A 17739-nucleotide genomic window follows, 5' to 3' on the forward strand; every position below is an offset into this window, starting at 1 on the left:
GGGCTGGAGTAGGTCCCAAGGGTTGGGCTGTTCGCCCATTAAAGCGGTACGCGAGCTGGGTTTAGAACGTCGTGAGACAGTTCGGTCCCTATCCGCTGTGCGCGTAGGAGTGTTGAGAAGGGCTGTCCCTAGTACGAGAGGACCGGGACGGACGAACCTCTGGTGTGCCAGTTGTCCTGCCAAGGGCATGGCTGGTTGGCTACGTTCGGGAGGGATAACCGCTGAAAGCATCTAAGCGGGAAGCCTGCTTCGAGATGAGCACTCCCACCTCCTTGAGAGGGTAAGGCTCCCAGTAGACGACTGGGTTGATAGGCCGGATATGGAAGCCCTGTGAGGGGTGGAGTTGACCGGTACTAATAGGCCGAGGGCTTGTCCTCAGTTGCTCGCGTCCACTGTGTTGTTCTGAAACAACGACCCGCCCGAATTTTGTCGGGTGTGCGGTGACAGTTTCATAGTGTTTCGGTGGTCATAGCGTGAGGGAAACGCCCGGTTACATTCCGAACCCGGAAGCTAAGCCTTACAGCGCCGATGGTACTGCAGGGGGGACCCTGTGGGAGAGTAGGACGCCGCCGAACAATTATTCAGAAGAACCCCCATCCGGGATCCGGATGGGGGTTCTTCGCGTTTCCCGGCGATTGTCAGAGCTTGAGTTTGAACCCGACGTGCGAGGCAGTGAAGCCGAGCCGCTCGTAGAAGCGGTGCGCGTCCGTGCGCGTCGCGTCGGAGGTGAGCTGGACGAGGTCGGCGCCGAGTTCCCGGGAGCGGTCGACGGCCCAGCGGATGAGGTCGGTGCCCAGTCCGCTGCCGCGTTCCTCGGCGTGGATGCGGACGCCCTCGATGATGGTTCGGGTGGCGCCGGCCCGGGAGAGGCCCGGGACGACGGTGAGCTGCAGGGTGCCGACGGTGCGGCCGGCCCGGTCGGCGACGACCAGGTGCTGGTGGGGGTCGCCGTCGAGGCGGGCGAAGGCGGCGCGGTAGGGGGTGAGGTCGTCGGGGCTCTCGCGGGTGGCGCCCAGAGGGTCGTCGGCCAGCATGGCGACGATCGCCGGCAGGTCGTCGGCGGTGGCCCGTCGGATCGTCAGAACAGCCGTTTCAGTCATGATCAGAGACTAGAAGCATGTGCCGAGGCCACCACACCCTGTCTACGCCCGTAGCACCCCTTCACGGCCCTTCTGAAGGGCCGTGGGCCCCATCGGCCGTCACTCCCCGGGCTTGGTGCTGGTGATGACGGCGAAGACGGCGCCGTGCGGGTCGGCCAGTTGGGCCAGACGGCCGACGCCGTGCACGTCCATGGCCGGGATCCGTACGGTCGCGCCGAGGGTGGCGGCGATGGCGAGGCTGGCGTCGGTGTTGGGGACCTCGAAGTAGGGGAGCCAGTGCGAGCCGGTGCCGCGCGCGGTGTGTTCGGGGCCGAGCTGCATGATGCCGCCGTGGGCGTCGTCGGTGCCGCCGCCAGCCGGGGTGAGGACGGTGTACATCACCTCGCCGAGCGGGACGTCCTGCTCCTGCCAGTCGAAGACGGCGCGGTAGAAGGACTTGGCGCGTTCGGCGTCGACGCTGTAGCACTCGGCCCAGCAGAGGCTGCCCTCCTCGGTGACGAGGTCCAGGCCGCGGGTGTCGTGCGGCTGCCAGACGGCGAAGTCGGCGCCGGTCGGGTCGGTGCAGCCGGCCATCCGGCCCGCGGTGAAGACGTCGAAGGGGGCGTAGCGGACGCGGCCGCCGGCCTGTTCGACCAGGGCGGTGGTGCGGTCGGCGTCCTCGGTGGCGAAGTAGAGCGTCCAGCCGGGCGGGGTCGCCTCGTCGGGGAGCGGGCCGAGGGCGGCGACGGTCCGGCCGTCGAGCTGGAAGAAGCCGTAGCCGCCGGCCTCGGGGCCGGCGGAGTCGAAGGTCCAGCCGAACAGCGTGGTGTAGAAGTCGACGGACGCGCGGGTGTCGGGGCTGCTCAGGTCGAGCCAGTCCGGGGAGCCGGGGCGGAAGTCGGTGTTGAGCATGGCGGCACTGCTCCTCGGACGGGGCCCGGGCGGGCACGGTCGACGGCGGTCCCCCTCGGTTCCTCCCAGCCTGGCACCTCGGCCGGGGCGGTGCACGGCAGGCAACGGTTCCGGGGCTGTCGGTACGGGGCGGTACGGTGCGTAGCGGCATTGATCCACCCGTACCGGTCGAAGGGGGTCCGGTGAGCAAGCAGGCGGCGCAGTCCGGGCAGCAGGTGCCGAGCCAGCTCGCGCAGGTCGAGGGCGTGCTGGAGCGGATCACCTATGCCAACGAGGAGACCGGCTACACGGTGGCCCGGGTGGACACCGGGCGGGGCGGGAACGACCTGCTGACGGTGGTGGGCGCGCTGCTGGGGGCGCAGGTCGGCGAGTCGCTGCGGCTGCACGGGCGGTGGGGTTCGCACCCGCAGTACGGGCGGCAGTTCACGGTGGAGAACTACACCACGGTGCTGCCCGCCACGATCCAGGGGATCCAGCGGTACCTGGGCTCGGGGCTGATCAAGGGGATCGGGCCGCGGTTCGCCGAGCGGATCGTGGAGCGCTTCGGGGTGGAGACCCTGGAGGTGATCGAGAACGAGCCGGGCCGGCTGATCGAGGTGCCGGGGCTGGGGCCGAAGCGGACGAAGAAGATCGCGGAGGCCTGGGAGGAGCAGAAGGCCATCAAGGAGGTGATGGTCTTCCTGCAGGGAGTCGGGGTGTCCACCTCACTGGCCGTGCGGATCTACAAGCAGTACGGCGACGGCTCGATCGGGGTGGTGCGCAACGAGCCCTACCGGCTGGCCTCGGACGTGTGGGGCATCGGCTTCCTGACGGCGGACCGGATCGCCCAGGCGGTGGGCATTCCGCACGACAGTCCGGAGCGGGTGAAGGCGGGCCTGCAGTACGCGCTGTCGCAGAGCACCGACCAGGGGCACTGCTTCCTGCCGGAGGAGCGGCTGATCGCGGACGGGGTGAAGCTGCTCCAGGTGGACGTCGGGCTGGTGATCGACTGCCTGGCGGAGCTGGTGGCGGCGGAGGGGGTGGTGCGCGAGGCGGTCCCGGGGGAGGGCGGCGAGCCGGTGACGGCGGTGTACCTGGTGCCGTTCCACCGGGCGGAGATCTCGCTGGCCAACCAGTTGGTCCGGCTGCTGCGGTCGGACGCGGACCGGATGCCGTGGTTCGGGAACGTGGACTGGCCGGTGGCGCTGGAGTGGCTGGCGAAGCGGACCGGGGCCGAACTGGCGCCGGAGCAGGAGCAGTCGGTGCGGCTCGCGTTGACCGAGAAGGTCGCGGTGCTGACGGGCGGTCCGGGGTGCGGCAAGTCGTTCACGGTGAAGTCGATCGTGACGCTGGCGCTGGCGAAGCGGGCCAAGGTGGTGCTGGCGGCGCCGACCGGCCGGGCGGCGAAGCGGCTGGCGGAGCTGACCGGGGTGGAGGCCTCGACCGTGCACCGGCTGCTGGAGCTGAAGCCGGGCGGGGACGCCGCGTACGACCGGGACCGGCCGCTGGACGCGGACCTGGTGGTGGTCGACGAGGCCTCGATGCTGGATCTGATCCTGGCGAACAAGCTGGTCAAGGCGGTGGCGCCGGGGGCCCACCTGCTGTTCGTGGGGGACGTGGACCAGTTGCCCTCGGTGGGCGCCGGGGAGGTGCTGCGGGATCTGCTGGCCGAGGGCGGGCCGATCCCGTCGGTGCGGCTGACCAGGATCTTCCGGCAGGCCCAGCAGTCCGGCGTGGTGACCAACGCGCACCGGATCAACGAGGGCAGGCCGCCGCTGACGGACGGTCTGGCGGACTTCTTCCTGTTCGCCGAGGACGACGCGGAGCGGGCGGCCGGGCTGACGGTGGACGTGGTGGCGCGCCGGATCCCGCAGAAGTTCGGCTTCGACCCGCGCCGGGACGTGCAGGTGCTGGCGCCGATGCACCGCGGCCCGGCCGGCGCGGGGAACCTGAACACCCTGCTCCAGGCGGCGGTGACGCCGGCCCGGGAGGGGCTGGCCGAACGCCGCTTCGGCGGGCGCACGTTCAGGGTGGGGGACAAGGTCACCCAGATCCGCAACAACTACGACAAGGGGCGCAACGGCGTCTTCAACGGCACAGTGGGAGTGGTGACCGCCCTCGCTGTCGACGACCAGCGGCTGACGGTGCTCACCGACGAGGACGAGGAGGTGTCGTACGACTTCGACGAACTGGACGAGCTGGCCCACGCGTACGCGGTGACGATCCACCGCTCGCAGGGCAGCGAGTACCCGGTCGTGGTGATTCCGGTCACCATGTCCGCTTGGACGATGCTCCAGCGAAATCTGCTCTACACCGCTGTGACCAGGGCGAGGAAACTGGTGGTGCTGGTGGGGTCACGCAAGGCGATCGGGCAGGCGGTCCGGGCCGTCAGCGCAGGTCGGAGGCACACCGCGCTCGATCATCGGCTGACAGCTGGATGATTATCCAACGGGATGGTTGCCTCTAATGTTCTCTTGACGTGAAGAGATTTACGGCAGAGCCTAGGGTGGTGCCGATCTTGTCCGGTTCGTACCGGCTGCGGCGGCAGGTTTTGTAGGGGCGGGCCCTTTCGGGCCACCCCGGGTGCGCGACTGTCCTCCGGATGGGGGATGGTAGAGACAGTCAGGGCACCTTGGAAGAGGATTCATTTCGTCGGTGAGGAAGACGTGAGCGACAACTCGGTAGTACTGAGGTACCAGGACGGCGAGTACGAGTACCCCGTCGTCGAGAGCACTGCGGGCAACTCCGGCTTCGACATCTCGAAGCTGCTCCCGCAGACCGGCCTGGTCACCCTGGACAACGGCTTCGGTAACACCGCCGCGTACAAGTCCGCGATCACCTTCGTGGACGGTGACAACGGCATCCTGCGGTACCGCGGCTACCCGATCGAGCAGCTCGCCTCCGATGGCGGCTTCATCGAGACCGCGTACCTCCTGATCAACGGCGAGCTGCCCAACGCGGACCAGCTGGCGGAGTTCAACCGCGAGATCACCCAGCACACCCTGCTGCACGAGGACGTCAAGCGCTTCTTCCAGGGCTTCCCGCGGGACGCCCACCCGATGGCCATGCTGTCCTCGGTCGTCGGCGCGCTGTCCACGTTCTACCCGGAGAGCCACAACCCGTTCGACGCGGCCCAGCGCCACCTGTCGACGGTCCGCCTCCTCGCCAAGCTGCCGACGATCGCCGCGTACGCGTACAAGAAGGCGATGGGCCAGCCCTTCGTCTACCCGCGCAACGACCTGAGCTACGTCGAGAACTTCCTGCGGATGACCTTCGCCGTCCCCGCCGAGGACTACGAGCTCAACCCGGTCGTCGTCAACGCGCTGGACAAGCTGCTCATCCTGCACGCGGACCACGAGCAGAACTGCTCGACGTCCACCGTGCGCCTGGTCGGCTCCAGCCACGCCAACCTGTTCGCCTCGATCTCGGCCGGCATCTCGGCCCTGTGGGGCCCGCTGCACGGCGGCGCCAACCAGGCCGTGCTGGAGATGCTGGAGAGCATCCAGAAGGACGGCGGCGACGTCGACGCCTTCATCACGAAGGTGAAGAACAAGGAAGCCGGCGTCAAGCTGATGGGCTTCGGTCACCGGGTCTACAAGGCCTTCGACCCGCGCGCCGCCCAGGTCAAGCTGCTCGCGCACGAGGTCCTCGGCCAGCTCGGCAAGAGCGACGAGCTGCTGGACATCGCGCTCAAGCTGGAGGAGCACGCCCTCAAGGACGACTTCTTCATCTCGCGCAAGCTGTACCCGAACGTGGACTTCTACACCGGCCTGATCTACCGCGCCATGGGCTTCCCGACCAGCATGTTCACCGTGCTGTTCGCGCTCGGCCGGCTGCCGGGCTGGATCGCCCACTGGCACGAGATGATCAACGACCCGACCAGCCGGATCGGCCGTCCGCGCCAGATCTACACCGGCACCGCGATCCGCGACTACGTCCCGCTGGACGCCCGCTGACCGTGGCGGAGCCGACCACCGGCCCGCGCGGAAGCTGAGAGGGGCCCGGCCGCTGTCGAGCGGCCGGGCCCCTTCGCGTCCCGGTGGCGCGCCCGAGGGCCCGCGCGGGGACGGAACCGTACGGCGCACGACTCCGGGGTCGGCCGCAGCCGGGGACGGCCGCTCAAAGCGTCCCAGGCCCGCCAGAACCCCGGCGTCGTGCGCGAAGGCCGTCGGGTTCGACGACCGTTCCCGGGGCCCGCCGGAGCCCCGTCGGCGACAGTTCTGGAAGCGCGGGGACACATTGCCGTTCAGCGTGTCCCCGCCCATCGGAAAAACTGCCGCACTACCAACCTAAGACGTATCAGGGTGCGAGAAGTTACGCCCGGGGGGTGTGAGCTGCCTCTCGCCACGCTCCGTGTGCGCGTCGTACCACGCCCATATCACACCTTCGCTCGCGCGGGACGTCACCCTCCCCGCAGTCACGGCAACCGAGCGTGATAGGAATCGTGGCATTCCGGTACGGACCGTCGCGCACATTCGCCGCGCGACGGCGGAACTGGGGAGGGAGTGCGCAGATGGCCAGGAACGTCGTCGTCACCGGCGGTGGCACGGGAATCGGGTACGAAGTCACGCGGCGGTTCGTCGAGGCCGGCGACCACGTGGTGATCGTGGGGCGCCGCCGGGCGGTCCTGGAGAAGGCCGCGGCCGACCTCGGACCGAACGTCACCCCGCTGGTGTGCGACCTCGCCGACCCGGACGCCGTCGAGGCCGCGCTCGCCGAACTGCCCGAGCGCATCGACGTCCTGATCAACAACGCCGGCAGCCGCGAGACCGTGGTCGGCGGCGGGCCGCACGCCCTGCTGGCGCGCTGGCGCGGCGACTTCGAGCGCAACGTGCTGACCGTGGTGCTGCTCACCGAGTCGGTCCGCGACCGGCTCACCCCGGGCTCCGGCCGGGTGGTCACCGTCAGCTCCATCGCCGCCCTGCGCGGGGCCGGCTCGTACGGCGCGGCGAAGGCCTCGCTGCACGCCTGGAACCACTTCCTGGCCGCCCAGTTGGGCACCTCGGGCATCACCGCCAACATCGTCGCGCCGGGCACCGTCGCGGGCACCGAGTTCTTCGGGCCGCGGCTGGACGAGGCCGAGGTCGCCCGCCGGGCCGCCCGCACCCTGCTCGGGCGGATCGGCGAGAGCGGCGAGGTCGCGGCGGCGGTGCACTTCCTGGCCTCGCCCGAGGCCGGGTTCATCACCGGCGAGATCCTGCACTGCAACGGCGGCGAGCTGCTGGGGCGTTGAGCCGCCGGGCGTCGAGACGGACGGCGGGCCCCGACCGGTAACCGGTCGGGGCCCGCCGCACGTACGGGCTCAGGCGGGCCGGAAGCGGCGCAGCCGCAGGCTGTTGGTGACCACGAAGACCGAGGAGAAGGCCATCGCGGCCCCCGCGATCACCGGGTTGAGCAGGCCGGCCGCGGCCAGCGGGATCGCCGCCACGTTGTAGCCGAAGGCCCAGAACAGGTTGCCCTTGATGGTGCCGAGGGTCCTGCGGGAGAGCCGGATGGCGTCGGCCGCCGAGCGCAGGTCGCCGCGGACCAGGGTGAGGTCGCCGGCCTCGATGGCGGCGTCGGTGCCGGTGCCCATGGCCAGGCCCAGGTCGGCCTGGGCGAGCGCGGCGGCGTCGTTGACGCCGTCGCCGACCATCGCGACGACCCTGCCCTCGGCCTGCAGCCGCTTGACGGTGGAGACCTTGTCCTCGGGGAGCACCTCGGCGAACACGTGCTCCGGCGCGATGCCGACCTCGGCCGCCACGGCCGCGGCCACCGCCCGGTTGTCGCCGGTGAGCAGCACCGGGGTCAGGCCCAGCCCGCGCAGCCTGCCGATCGCCTCGGCGCTGGTCGGCCTGACCGCGTCGGCGACCTCCAGCACGGCCCGCGCCTCGCCGTCCCAGCCGACCGCGATCGCGGTGCGGCCGGCCGCCTCGGCGGCGGACTTGGCGCGGGCCAGGGAGGGCGGCAGGTGCTGTGCGCGGTCGGCCAGCAGGGCCTCACGCCCGGCGACCACCGTGCGGCCCGCCACGACCCCCTCCACGCCCCGTCCGGGCACGTTGCGGAAGTCCGTGACGGCGGGCAGTTCGCCGGCCTCGGCGGCGGCCTCGGCGACCGCCCGGGCGATCGGGTGCTCGGAGGCGTGCTCGACGGCGCCGGCCAGGCGCAGCGCCTCGGCCCGGTCCACGCCCTCGGCGGTGTGCACGGCGACCAGGGCCATCCGGCCGGCGGTGACGGTGCCCGTCTTGTCGAGGACGACGGTGTCGACCCGGCGGGTGGTCTCCAGCACCTCGGGGCCCTTGATCAGGATGCCGAGCTGGGCGCCGCGGCCGGTGCCGACCATGAGCGCGGTCGGGGTGGCCAGGCCCAGGGCGCACGGGCAGGCGATGATCAGCACGGCGACGGCGGCGGTGAAGGCCTCGGTGGGGCTGTCGGTGGCCAGCAGCCAGACCACCAGGGTGGCGAGGGCGATCAGGATGACGACCGGGACGAAGACGGCGGAGATCCGGTCGGCCAGCCGCTGGGCGGCGGCCTTGCCGTTCTGGGCCTCCTCGACCAGCCGGGCCATCCGGGACAGCTGGGTGTCGGCGCCGACCCGGGTGGCCTCGACCACCAGCCGCCCGCCCGCGTTGACGGTGGCGCCGGTGACGGCGTCGCCGACGGTGACCTCGACCGGGACGGACTCGCCGGTGAGCATCGAGGCGTCCACGGCCGAGGCGCCCTCGACCACCACGCCGTCGGTGGCGATCTTCTCGCCGGGGCGGACCACGAAGCGGGTGCCGACCGTCAGCCGGTCCACCGGCAGCCGTACCTCCCGGCCCGCCCGCAGGACGGCGACGTCCTTGGCGCCGAGGTCGAGCAGGGCGTGCAGCGCGGCGCCGGCCCGGCGCTTGGAGCGGGCCTCCAGGTGGCGGCCGAGCAGGATCAGCACGGTGACGGCGGCGGCGGTCTCCAGGTAGAGCGTGGCGGAGGCGTCGGTGTCGCCGACGGACAGCGAGAAGGCGTGGTGCATCCCGGGCAGGCCGGCGTGGCCCAGGAACAGGGCCCAGCAGGACCAGCCGAAGGCGGCCAGGGTGCCGAGCGAGACCAGGGTGTCCATGGTGGCGGCGCCGTGCCGCAGGTTGGTCCAGGCAGCGCGGTGGAAGGGCAGGCCGCCGTAGACCACGACCGGGCCGGTGAGCGCGAAGGCCAGCCACTGCCAGTTGTCGAACTGGAGGGCCGGCACCATCGACAGCAGGACCACCGGGACGCTGAGGACGGTGCTGATCAGCAGCCGGTCCCGCAGGGTGTCGGGGCGTCCGGTCGGAGCGGTCCGCTCGGGTTCGGGGGCGGCGGGCGCCGGCGGCGGGGGGACCTCGGCGGTGTAGCCGGTGCGCTCGACGGTGGCGATCAGCTCCTCGACCGTGGTGCCGGGGCCGAAGTCGACCCGGGCCTTCTCGGTGGCGAAGTTGACGGTGGCCTCGACGCCGTCCATCCGGTTGAGCTTCTTCTCGATCCGGGCGGCGCAGGAGGCGCAGGTCATCCCGCCGATCGACAGCTCGACCCGGTCCCGGGCCCCGAGGTCCGGGGTGGACGTGCTCATGCGGATCAGCTCCTCGGTCGGGCGGCCGGCGGGGGCGCCGCGGCGGCCCCCACCGTGCCGGGTGGGTCAGGCGCTGCGGCCGACCAGCTCGTAGCCGGCCTCGTCGATCGCGGCGCGCACCTGCTCGTCGTCCAACGGGGCGGCGGAGGAGATCGTCACGGTACCGGCCGTGGAGTCGGCGGCGACCCCGGTGACCCCGGCCAGGGCGGAGACCTCCTCGCTGATCGCCTTCTCGCAGTGGCCGCAGCTCATGCCGGACACGGTGTAGGTGATGGTGGTGGACATCGGAGGCCTCCGGGAGGTCCGGGCGGCCCGGGTGTTCGTCCGGGACGCGGCGCTGGCAACGACTCTTGCGACAACACCATACCCCTCCAGGGTATTCCCGGAGACGGCGGGGCGGAATGCTCCGCAGCGCGGGGAGCCGGGCCGGTCGGGCCTCCTCCGTGATCGTCCCTTATGTTCGATATGTGTTTCCGCTCCGCCGCGCCCAGTCTCCCTCGGCCCCCACGGCAGCCGGACTGCCGCCGGACCGGCAGCGCGGCGCCCTGCTCGCCGCCGACCTCCAGGACGTCCCGTTCTGGCGGCGCGCCACGCCCGCGCTGATCGCCGTCCTGCTGGTCGGGCTCGCGGACTTCCTCTCCGGCAAGGACCGCTACCTGGCCCCGCTGATGACCGTGGTGCCGACCATCGCGGCGCTGACCCTGAAACCCCGCGAGCTGCTCCTGGTCTGCGCGTTCGGGCTGGTCACCGTGTTCGGGCTCAGCCACTACGACGAGGTCGACAACATCAACGACGCCCGCTTCCTGTACGGGGCGATGGTCAGCTACGTCGTCCTGACACTGTTCTCGGCCTGGGTCGCCAAGATCCGGATGCGGCGCGCGGCGGCCTTCGCGGCCGTCAGCTCCGTCGCCGAGGCCGCCCAGCGGGCGCTGCTGCAACTGCCCGGGCCGACCGTCGGACCGCTGCGGCTCGCGGTGCGGTACGTGTCGGCGGCGGACGCCTCACGGATCGGCGGCGACCTGTACTCGGTGCTGGAGACGCCGCACGGCACCCGGGTCGCGGTCGGGGACGTCCGGGGCAAGGGACTGGCGGCGGTGCAGACCGCGGCCGTGGTGCTGGGCGCGTTCCGCGAGGCGGCGTACGACGAGGCCGGGCTGCGGGGCGTCGCGGCGCGGATCGAGGCCAGCGTCGAACGGCACGTGCCGGACGGGGAGTTCACCACGGCACTGTTCGCGGAGTTCCGTACGCCCGGCGCGATGGAACTGCTGCAGTACGGCCACGTGCCGCCGATCCGGGTGGACCCCGAGGGGCGGGCGCAGGTGCTGCACGCGCCCGACCCCTGGGTGCCGCTGGGCCTCGGCCGGCTGGCGACGGGGGAGCCGACCACCTGGAGGCAGCCGTTCGCCGAGGAGGACGTGCTGGTGCTCTGCACGGACGGGGTGATCGAGGCGCGGCACCGCACGAGCGGGGAGTTCTACCCGCTGGCGGAGCGGGTCGGGCCGCTGGTGGGGGGAGCCGCGCGCTCGGCGGGGGAGCTGGAGGCCGCGGTGGGCCGGGTGTACGCGGACCTGCTGGCGCACACCGGCGGGGAGCTGCGGGACGACGCGTTGCTCCTGCTGATCGCGCGGACGGACGGGTGAGGGGCCCTGCGGGGCGGGCTTGTGGGTGGGGGCTTTCGGGAGGGTGGGGGCGGGGCGGCTCCGGGGGTGGCCGCTCCGAGGGGCTGGATGATTTTCAGACTGCCGACTTTGGGGGTGGGGGTTGGCCGCCGTTGGCAGTCTGAAAATCACCCGCAACGCCCCTCTCCGGGCCACCCCCTGCGCCGCCCCTTCCGCAGCGCGTCCCTCTCGCTGGGTTGGGTGAGGGGGGAGGTGGGTCGGGGGAAGAGGGGGGAGGTGGGTCGGGGGAAGAGGGGGGAGGTGGGTCGGGGGAAGAGGGGGGAGGTGGGTGGGGGTGGTTGCTGTGGGTGGGTGAGGGTCAGGCGGCGGTGACGTCGGCGAGGGTGCGGAAGACGAGGGCCGTGGAGGTGGCGCCCGGGTCCTGGTGGCCGATGCTGCGTTCGCCCAGGTAGGAGGCGCGGCCCTTGCGGGCCCGGAGGGGGACGGTGTCGCGGGCGCCCTGCTCGGCGGCGTCGGCGGCCGCGGCGGCCGAGGCGGGGAGGCCGGCGCCGGTGGCGGCCGCCGCGCGGAACGCGGCGACGGCCGGGGTCCAGGCGTCCACGATGGTCTTGTCGCCGGGTTCGGCCTTGCCGAGGAGGCGGACGGCGTCCAGGCCCGCCGACAGGGCCTCGGCGACGTCGGCCGGACCGGCCGGTTCGGGCAGGGCGGCGCCGATGGCGCGGAAGGCCTTGCCGTAGAGCGGGCCGGAGGCGCCGCCGACCTTGGAGATGAGCGTGCTGCCGGTCCTGGTGAGGACGGCGCCGGGGCCGGCCGGCCGGAGGCCGTCCAGGGCGGTCAGGGCGGCGGCGAAGCCGCGCCGGAGGTTGCTGCCGTGGTCGCCGTCGCCGATCGCGGAGTCCAGCTCGGTGAGCCGGGACTGCTCCTTCTCGACGGCCGCGGCGATCGCTCGGATCCAGGCCTCGGCCAGCGGGGTGTCGAAGTCCATCGGGTCTCCTTCGGTGCGGCTCAGCGCTTGAGGGCGGGGGTGTCGACCGGGGCGTCCCAGAGTTCCAGCAGCTGGGCGTCGGCCTTGGTGAGGGTGAGCGAGAAGCCCGCCATGTCGAGGCTGGTGACGTAGTTGCCGACCAGGCTGCGGGCCACCGTGATGCCGCGCTCGGCGAGCCTGGCGGCGACCTCGCCGTAGACCACGTACAGCTCCAGCAGCGGGGTCGCGCCGAGGCCGTTGAGCAGGGCGATCACCTCGTCGCCCGGGGTCAGGTGGTGGTCGGCCAGGACGGTCTCGACCACCTCGGCGGCCAGCTCGCGGGCCGGGCGGAGCTTCTCCCGCCGGCGGCCGGGCTCGCCGTGGATGCCGACGCCGACCTCGATCTCGTCCTCGGGCAGGTCGAAGCCGGGCTTGCCGGCGGCCGGGACGGTGGCCGCGGTGAGCGCGATCGCGAAGGAGCGGGAGGCGGCGTTGACCCGCTCGCCCAGGGCGGCGACCTCGTCCAGCGGGGCTCCGCGCTCGGCCAGCGCGCCGGCCGTCTTCTCCACCAGCACGGTCGCGCCGGTGCCCCGGCGCCCGGCCGTCCAGGTGGAGTCCTCGACCGCGACGTCGTCGTTGACCAGGACGGTGCGGACCTCCAGGCCCTCCTCGGCGGCGAGTTCGGCGGCGAGCTCGAAGTTCATCACGTCGCCGGTGTAGTTCTTCACCACGAAGACCACGCCGGCGCCGTTCTCCACGGCCTTGGCGGCGGCCAGCATCTGGTCCGGGACGGGCGAGGTGAACACCTCGCCGGGGCAGGCGGCGTCGAGCATGCCCGGGCCGACGAAGCCGCCGTGCAGCGGCTCGTGGCCGGAGCCGCCGCCGGAGATCAGCGCCACCTTGGGGCCGGCCGGGCGGGCGGCCCGGGTGATCACCCGGTTGGGGACGTCCACCGCCAGCTCCGGATGGGCGGCGGCGATTCCGGCCAGCGCGTCCTCCAGGACGCTCTCCGGGGTGTTGATCAGCTTCTTCAACGCTCTTCGCTCCCTTGGTGACCGGGGTGAGGACGCCACGGCGGTCGATGCCGTGGACCCGACGCTACGCCAGACGGGGGTGGGGGGCACGGGGTGCGACACGCGGGATTCCGATCACTCTCCCGGAGCAGTCGGTTCCGGCCGTAAGGTCGGCCGCATGAGTGAGAACGTGGGCATTGTTCTGGTCTCGCACAGCGCCCGGCTCGCGGAGGGGCTGCGCGAGCTGCTCGGCGAACTCGCCCCGGACGGCGTGCGGGTGGTCGTCGCGGGCGGAACCGAGGACGGCGGGCTCGGCACCAGCTACGACCTGATCGCCGGGGCGATCGCGCGGGCCGACGCCGGGGCGGGCGTGGTCGTGCTGCCGGACCTCGGCAGCTCGGTGCTCACCGCCGTCACGGTGCTGGAGGACGAGCCGCGCCCGGGCGTGCGGCTGGCGGACGCGCCGTTCGTGGAGGGCGCGGTGGCCGCCGCCGTCACCGCCTCGACCGGGGCGGACCTGGCCGAGGTGGTCGCGGCGGCCGAGGACGCGCGCGGGTTCAGGAAGCTCTGAGCGTCCGGCGTCCGCTCACCCGGCGTCCGCTCACGTGGAGTCCGCTCACTTGGCGTCCGCGTAGCAGTCCACCACCGCCGTGCTGAGCGGGAAGCGCACCGGGGTGTCGCCGAAGACCAGCCGGCGGGCCTCGTCGGCCGCCTCGGCGACGGCGGCGGCCACCTCGTCGGCGAGGTTCGCCGGGGTGTGCACGATCACCTCGTCGTGCTGGAAGAACACCAGGTGCGGGCGGTCCGCCGGGCCGGACGCCGGCAGGTCGTTCAGCCGGCGGCGCAGCGCGGCGAGCAGGGCCAGCGCCCAGTCGGCGGCGCTGGCCTGGATGACGAAGTTGCGGGTGAACCGGCCGCGGGCGCGGGCGGTGCGGCCGCCGGCCTCGCCCGCGGCGTCCCCCTCGGTGAGGTCGAGGAAGTCGGCGGAGGCCGGCGGGCAGACCCGGCCGAGCCGGGAGGCGACCAGGCCGCCGTCCTCGCCGGTGCGGGCGGCGGCCTCGACGTAGCCCATCGCGGCGGGGTAGCGGCGGTGCAGGGTGTTGAGCAGCGGGCCGATGTCGCCGCTGGTCTGGCCGTACATGGCGCCGAGCAGGCCGAGCTTGGCCTTGTCCCGGTCGCCCTGGAAGGCGTGGGCGGCGAGCGCCTCGTACAGGTCGCCGCCGGCGGCGGTGCGGGCCAGCCCGGCGTCCTGGGAGAGCGCGGCGAGCACCCGGGGCTCCAGCTGGGCGGCGTCGGCGACGACCAGCAGCCAGCCCGGGTCGGCGACCACGGCGCGGCGCAGGATCCGCGGGATCTGCAGGGCTCCGCCGCCGCGGCTGGCCCAGCGGCCGGAGACCACGCCGCCGACCACGTACTCGGGCCGGAAGCGGCCGCCGCGGGCCCAGGCGTCCTGCCAGGCCCAGCCGTGCGCGACGTGGATCCGGGACAGCTCCTTGTAGCGGACCAGCAGCTGCGCGGCCGGGTGGTCGATGCCCTTGAGCTCCCAGGAGCGGGTGGAGCCGAGCTGGATGCCCGCCTCGGCGAAGGCGCGCAGCACCTGGGTGTGGGAGTCGGGGTTGAAGGGCTTGGCGCCGAGCGCCTGCTGGAGGTCGACGGCGAGCTCGGCGAGGATCCTGGGCTGGGTGCCGGGGACGGTCGGGCGGGGGCCGAGCAGCTCGGTGAGCAGGTGGTCGTGGACGTCGGCCCGCCAGGGCAGGCCGTCGTGGGCCATCTCGGCGGCCACCAGGGCGCCGGCCGACTCGGCGGCGACGAGCAGCCGGAACCGCTGCCGGGCGCCCGGGTCGGCGAGGGCGGCGATCCGGCGCTGCTGTTCGGCGTGGACGGCGACCACGGCCGCCAACGGGTCGGCGCCGGGCGGCAGTTGCAGCCGGTCGGGGGCGAACAGGGTGTCCTGGCCGTCGTCGGCGTCGGACAGGCCCGGTTCGGGCAGGTCCGCCGGGACGGGCAGGCCGCGCAGCCGGGCCCAGGCGGCGCCGAGCGACCGGGGCGCGCCGAACCGGCCCTCGTGCGCCAGCAGCAGCGCCTCGACCAGCCGCAGGTCGTGGCAGCGGGCGAGCCGGTCGGGCAGCTTCGGCAGCAGCGGGGCGTACCCGGAGTCGGTGGCGGCCCAGACCCAGCGCGGATGGTCGGCGGCCTCCCGGGCGGCGACGGCGGTGGCGAGGTCGCGGACGGTCTCCGGCGGGCCGAGCGGGGCGCCCGCGTCGTCCAGTGCCTGGAGCCGGCCGCCGGGGCCGTGCGGGTCGGGCGCGAGGGCGGTCCTGGGTGCCACGGGGGCTGCTCCTCTCCGGCGCGCGGTCGGGCGTGCGGGGACGGGTACGGGGGGTGCGGGCCCGCGGGCGGGCGCGCGGCGGCCCGCGACCGACGGGCCCGCGCCGTCGACGTTAACGGGTGGGTGTGACAACGCGCGGCAGGCGGGCACGGCGGCGCCCGGCGGGACGGGCCCCGGCGGGGTGTCCGCAGGGGTGGAGAACCGCGTGGGCAGGGCGGGTGACACGGCGTAGGGTTCGCGAAATGACCGAGAACCCGTTCTTCCAGGCCAGTCCGCTGGTCTACGAGCTCCCGCCGTTCGCCGAGATCCGCGAGGAGCACTACCTGCCCGCGTACGAGCGGGGAATGGCCGAGCAGCTGGCCGAGATCGCGGCGATCACCGCCGACCGGGGCCTGCCGACCTTCGAGAACACCCTGGTGGCCCTGGAGCGCTCCGGGGAGCTGCTGCGCCGGGTCGACGCGGTGTTCCGCAACCAGTCCTCCTCGGACACCACCGACGTGCTGGACGAGGTGGAGGCGAAGGTCAGCCCGCTGCTCGCCGTCCACCACGACGCCATCCACCTGGACCTCGCGCTGTTCGCCCGGATCGAGGCGCTCCACGAGGCCCGCGCCGGGCTCGGACTGGACCCGGAGTCGCTGCGGCTGCTGGAGCGCCGGTACACCGCCTTCGTGCGCTCCGGTGCCCGGCTGGGCGAGGCCGAGCAGGCCCGGCTGCGCGAGCTGAACGCCGAACTCGCGGCGCTCGGAACGACGTTCCAGCAGAACGTGAACGCCGCCACCCGCTCCGCCGCGCTGGTGCTGGACTCCGCCGACGAACTGGCCGGACTGTCCGAGGGCGCCGTCGCCGGGGCCGCGGAGAACGCCCGGGTGCTCGGCCGCCCGGGCGGCTACGTGCTGAGCCTGCGGAGCACCTCCGGCCAGGCCGAACTGGCCCGGCTCGACGACCGCTCGGTGCGCGAGCGGCTGCTGGCCGCCTCGCTCGGCCGGGGCGCCGAGGACAACGGCCCGCTGGCGATCCGGATGGCGGCGCTGCGCGCCGAGCGGGCCGCGCTGCTGGGGTACCCGAGCCACGCCGCGTACGTGGTGGCGGACGAGACGTCCGGCACCGTCGAGGCGGTCTCCGGCCTGCTGTCCCGGCTGGTCGGCCCGGCCGTGGCGATGGCCCGGCGGGAGGCCGGGGAGCTGGCCCGGGCGGCCGCCGCGGACGGGATCGGGGAACTCGCCGCGCACGACTGGGCGTACTACTCGGAGAAGGTCCGGCAGAGCTCCTACCAGGTGGACGCGGCGGTGCTGCGCCCGTACTTCGAGCTGGAGCGGGTGCTGCGGGACGGCGTCTTCTTCGCCGCGAACCTGGCGTACGGAGTGAGCTTCACCGAGCGGCCGGACCTGACGGCCCACCACCCGGACGCCCGGGTCTTCGAGGTGTTCGAGGAGGACGGCAGCCCGCTGGGCCTGTTCATCGGCGACTTCCACGCCCGGGCGTCCAAGCGCGGCGGCGCCTGGATGGACGCGCTGGTCTCCCAGTCCGGGCTGACCGGGCAGCGGTCGGTGGTGCTGAACAACCTCAACATCCCGCGTCCGGCGCCCGGCGAGCCGGTGCTGATGGACTGGGACGAGGTGCGCACGCTGTTCCACGAGTTCGGGCACGCGCTGCACGGGCTGTTCTCGGACGTGCGCTACCCGCTGTTCTCGGGCACCTCGGTGCCCCGGGACTTCGTCGAGTTCCCCTCGCAGGTCAACGAGATGTGGATGGTCCGGCCCGAGGTGCTGGCCAACTACGCCCGCCACCACGCGACCGGGGAGCCGCTGCCGGCCGAGCTGGTCGAGCGGATGACGGCGGCCGAGGGCTTCGGGCAGGGCTTCCGGACGGTCGAGTACCTGGCGGCCACGCTGCTGGACTGGGCCTGGCACACCGTGCCGCAGGGCGAGGAGATCGCGGACGCCGAGGAGTTCGAGGCGCGGGCGCTCGCGGCGGCCGGGATCGCGGTGGACGCGATCCCGCCGCGCTACCGGACGGCGTACTTCCAGCACATCTTCTCCAGCGGCTACAGCGCGGCGTACTACGCGTACATCTGGTCGGAGGTGCTGGACGCCGACACCGTGCAGTGGTTCGAGGGCAACGGGCGCCCGGTGCGGGAGAGCGGCGAGCTGTTCCGGCGGGAGCTGCTGGCGCGCGGGTTCAGCCGGGACCCGCTGGAGTCCTTCCGCGCGGTGGTCGGCCGGGCGCCGGAGACCGGGCCGCTGCTGGCCCGCCGGGGACTGGCATGACCGTCCCGCTCGGTAC

13 protein-coding genes and 2 rRNA genes are annotated in these 17739 nt (G+C 73.1%); 8 read left to right on the forward strand and 7 right to left on the reverse strand.

Going from position 1 to position 17739, the window contains the following annotated elements; all coding sequences use genetic code 11:
• Together ACFVVA_RS03795 and rrf are read left to right on the forward strand one after the other, a co-directional pair.
• A 23S ribosomal RNA gene (locus ACFVVA_RS03795) occupies positions 1 to 377 on the forward strand; the annotation flags it as partial.
• Positions 378 to 458: 81 nt separating this feature from the next.
• Positions 459 to 575 (forward strand): 5S ribosomal RNA (gene rrf / locus ACFVVA_RS03800).
• Between the two features lie 63 nt (positions 576 to 638).
• Here rrf and ACFVVA_RS03805 read toward each other — a convergent pair.
• Both ACFVVA_RS03805 and ACFVVA_RS03810 read right to left on the reverse strand, forming a co-directional pair.
• The gene (locus ACFVVA_RS03805; protein WP_359910530.1) at positions 639 to 1100 is read right to left on the reverse strand and encodes a GNAT family N-acetyltransferase; all 462 of its coding nucleotides are present in this window, start codon (positions 1098 to 1100) and stop codon (positions 639 to 641) included.
• A gap of 99 nt (positions 1101 to 1199) precedes the next feature.
• Positions 1200 to 1991, reverse strand: a complete 792-nt coding sequence (locus tag ACFVVA_RS03810) for a VOC family protein (protein WP_387685380.1) — start codon at positions 1989 to 1991, stop codon at positions 1200 to 1202.
• Between the two features lie 182 nt (positions 1992 to 2173).
• On the opposite strand from ACFVVA_RS03810, the gene ACFVVA_RS03815 reads away from it, so the two are divergent.
• The 3 genes from ACFVVA_RS03815 (at position 2174) to ACFVVA_RS03825 (ending at position 7203) form a co-directional block, all read left to right on the forward strand.
• A complete protein-coding gene (locus ACFVVA_RS03815; protein ID WP_387685383.1) occupies positions 2174 to 4411 on the forward strand; it encodes an ATP-dependent RecD-like DNA helicase in 2238 nt (745 codons plus the stop codon).
• Between the two features lie 225 nt (positions 4412 to 4636).
• Complete coding sequence (locus ACFVVA_RS03820) at positions 4637 to 5926, forward strand: citrate synthase (RefSeq protein WP_359910538.1); 1290 nt, start codon at positions 4637 to 4639, stop codon at positions 5924 to 5926.
• Positions 5927 to 6483: 557 nt separating this feature from the next.
• Complete coding sequence (locus tag ACFVVA_RS03825) at positions 6484 to 7203, forward strand: SDR family NAD(P)-dependent oxidoreductase (protein ID WP_387685386.1); 720 nt, start codon at positions 6484 to 6486, stop codon at positions 7201 to 7203.
• A gap of 69 nt (positions 7204 to 7272) precedes the next feature.
• Here ACFVVA_RS03825 and ACFVVA_RS03830 read toward each other — a convergent pair whose 3' ends face one another.
• A complete protein-coding gene (locus ACFVVA_RS03830) occupies positions 7273 to 9531 on the reverse strand; it encodes a heavy metal translocating P-type ATPase (protein ID WP_387685388.1) in 2259 nt (752 codons plus the stop codon).
• 66 nt (positions 9532 to 9597) lie between these two features.
• Entirely contained in the window at positions 9598 to 9816 is a 219-nt protein-coding gene (locus ACFVVA_RS03835) for a heavy-metal-associated domain-containing protein (RefSeq protein ID WP_380550273.1), read from the reverse strand.
• Between the two features lie 182 nt (positions 9817 to 9998).
• Between ACFVVA_RS03835 and ACFVVA_RS03840 the strand changes: the two genes are divergently transcribed.
• A complete protein-coding gene (locus tag ACFVVA_RS03840; protein ID WP_387685390.1) occupies positions 9999 to 11171 on the forward strand; it encodes a PP2C family protein-serine/threonine phosphatase in 1173 nt (390 codons plus the stop codon).
• Between the two features lie 337 nt (positions 11172 to 11508).
• Here ACFVVA_RS03840 and dhaL read toward each other — a convergent pair whose 3' ends face one another.
• Both dhaL and dhaK read right to left on the reverse strand, forming a co-directional pair.
• Positions 11509 to 12135 carry a dihydroxyacetone kinase subunit DhaL gene (gene dhaL / locus ACFVVA_RS03845; RefSeq protein WP_387685392.1) on the reverse strand — a complete coding sequence of 209 codons (627 nt, stop codon included), beginning with the start codon at positions 12133 to 12135 and terminating at the stop codon, positions 11509 to 11511.
• A 20-nt stretch (positions 12136 to 12155) separates the two neighbouring features.
• On the reverse strand, positions 12156 to 13148 hold the full coding sequence (gene dhaK / locus ACFVVA_RS03850; RefSeq protein WP_359910555.1) for a dihydroxyacetone kinase subunit DhaK: 993 nt from the start codon (positions 13146 to 13148) through the stop codon (positions 12156 to 12158).
• Positions 13149 to 13305: 157 nt separating this feature from the next.
• On the opposite strand from dhaK, the gene dhaM reads away from it, so the two are divergent.
• Positions 13306 to 13698 carry a dihydroxyacetone kinase phosphoryl donor subunit DhaM gene (dhaM, locus tag ACFVVA_RS03855; RefSeq protein ID WP_359910558.1) on the forward strand — a complete coding sequence of 131 codons (393 nt, stop codon included), beginning with the start codon at positions 13306 to 13308 and terminating at the stop codon, positions 13696 to 13698.
• A gap of 45 nt (positions 13699 to 13743) precedes the next feature.
• Here dhaM and ACFVVA_RS03860 read toward each other — a convergent pair whose 3' ends face one another.
• Positions 13744 to 15456, reverse strand: coding sequence for a bifunctional 3'-5' exonuclease/DNA polymerase (locus tag ACFVVA_RS03860; protein WP_387685394.1), 1713 nt, complete (start codon positions 15454 to 15456; stop codon positions 13744 to 13746).
• Between the two features lie 242 nt (positions 15457 to 15698).
• On the opposite strand from ACFVVA_RS03860, the gene ACFVVA_RS03865 reads away from it, so the two are divergent.
• Positions 15699 to 17723 (forward strand): M3 family metallopeptidase, encoded by a 2025-nt coding sequence (locus tag ACFVVA_RS03865; protein ID WP_387685396.1) that lies wholly within the window; start codon positions 15699 to 15701, stop codon positions 17721 to 17723.
• The last annotated feature ends 16 nt before the right edge of the window (positions 17724 to 17739 follow it).

The sequence above is a fragment of the Kitasatospora sp. NPDC058048 genome (assembly GCF_042885555.1).
In the GTDB taxonomy this organism is placed as follows: Bacteria; Actinomycetota; Actinomycetes; order Streptomycetales; family Streptomycetaceae; genus Kitasatospora; species Kitasatospora lactacystinica.

What these genes read in the sequence shown, in the direction of transcription:
- ACFVVA_RS03805 (WP_359910530.1), bottom strand. Translation starts at nt 1,100, where the DNA reads ATGACTGAAACGGCTGTTCTGACGATCCGACGGGCCACCGCCGACGAC.
- ACFVVA_RS03810 (WP_387685380.1), bottom strand. Translation starts at nt 1,991, where the DNA reads ATGCTCAACACCGACTTCCGCCCCGGCTCCCCGGACTGGCTCGACCTG.
- ACFVVA_RS03825 (WP_387685386.1), top strand. Translation starts at nt 6,484, where the DNA reads ATGGCCAGGAACGTCGTCGTCACCGGCGGTGGCACGGGAATCGGGTAC.
- ACFVVA_RS03830 (WP_387685388.1), bottom strand. Translation starts at nt 9,531, where the DNA reads ATGAGCACGTCCACCCCGGACCTCGGGGCCCGGGACCGGGTCGAGCTG.
- ACFVVA_RS03835 (WP_380550273.1), bottom strand. Translation starts at nt 9,816, where the DNA reads ATGTCCACCACCATCACCTACACCGTGTCCGGCATGAGCTGCGGCCAC.
- dhaL (WP_387685392.1), bottom strand. Translation starts at nt 12,135, where the DNA reads ATGGACTTCGACACCCCGCTGGCCGAGGCCTGGATCCGAGCGATCGCC.
- dhaM (WP_359910558.1), top strand. Translation starts at nt 13,306, where the DNA reads ATGAGTGAGAACGTGGGCATTGTTCTGGTCTCGCACAGCGCCCGGCTC.
- ACFVVA_RS03865 (WP_387685396.1), top strand. Translation starts at nt 15,699, where the DNA reads ATGACCGAGAACCCGTTCTTCCAGGCCAGTCCGCTGGTCTACGAGCTC.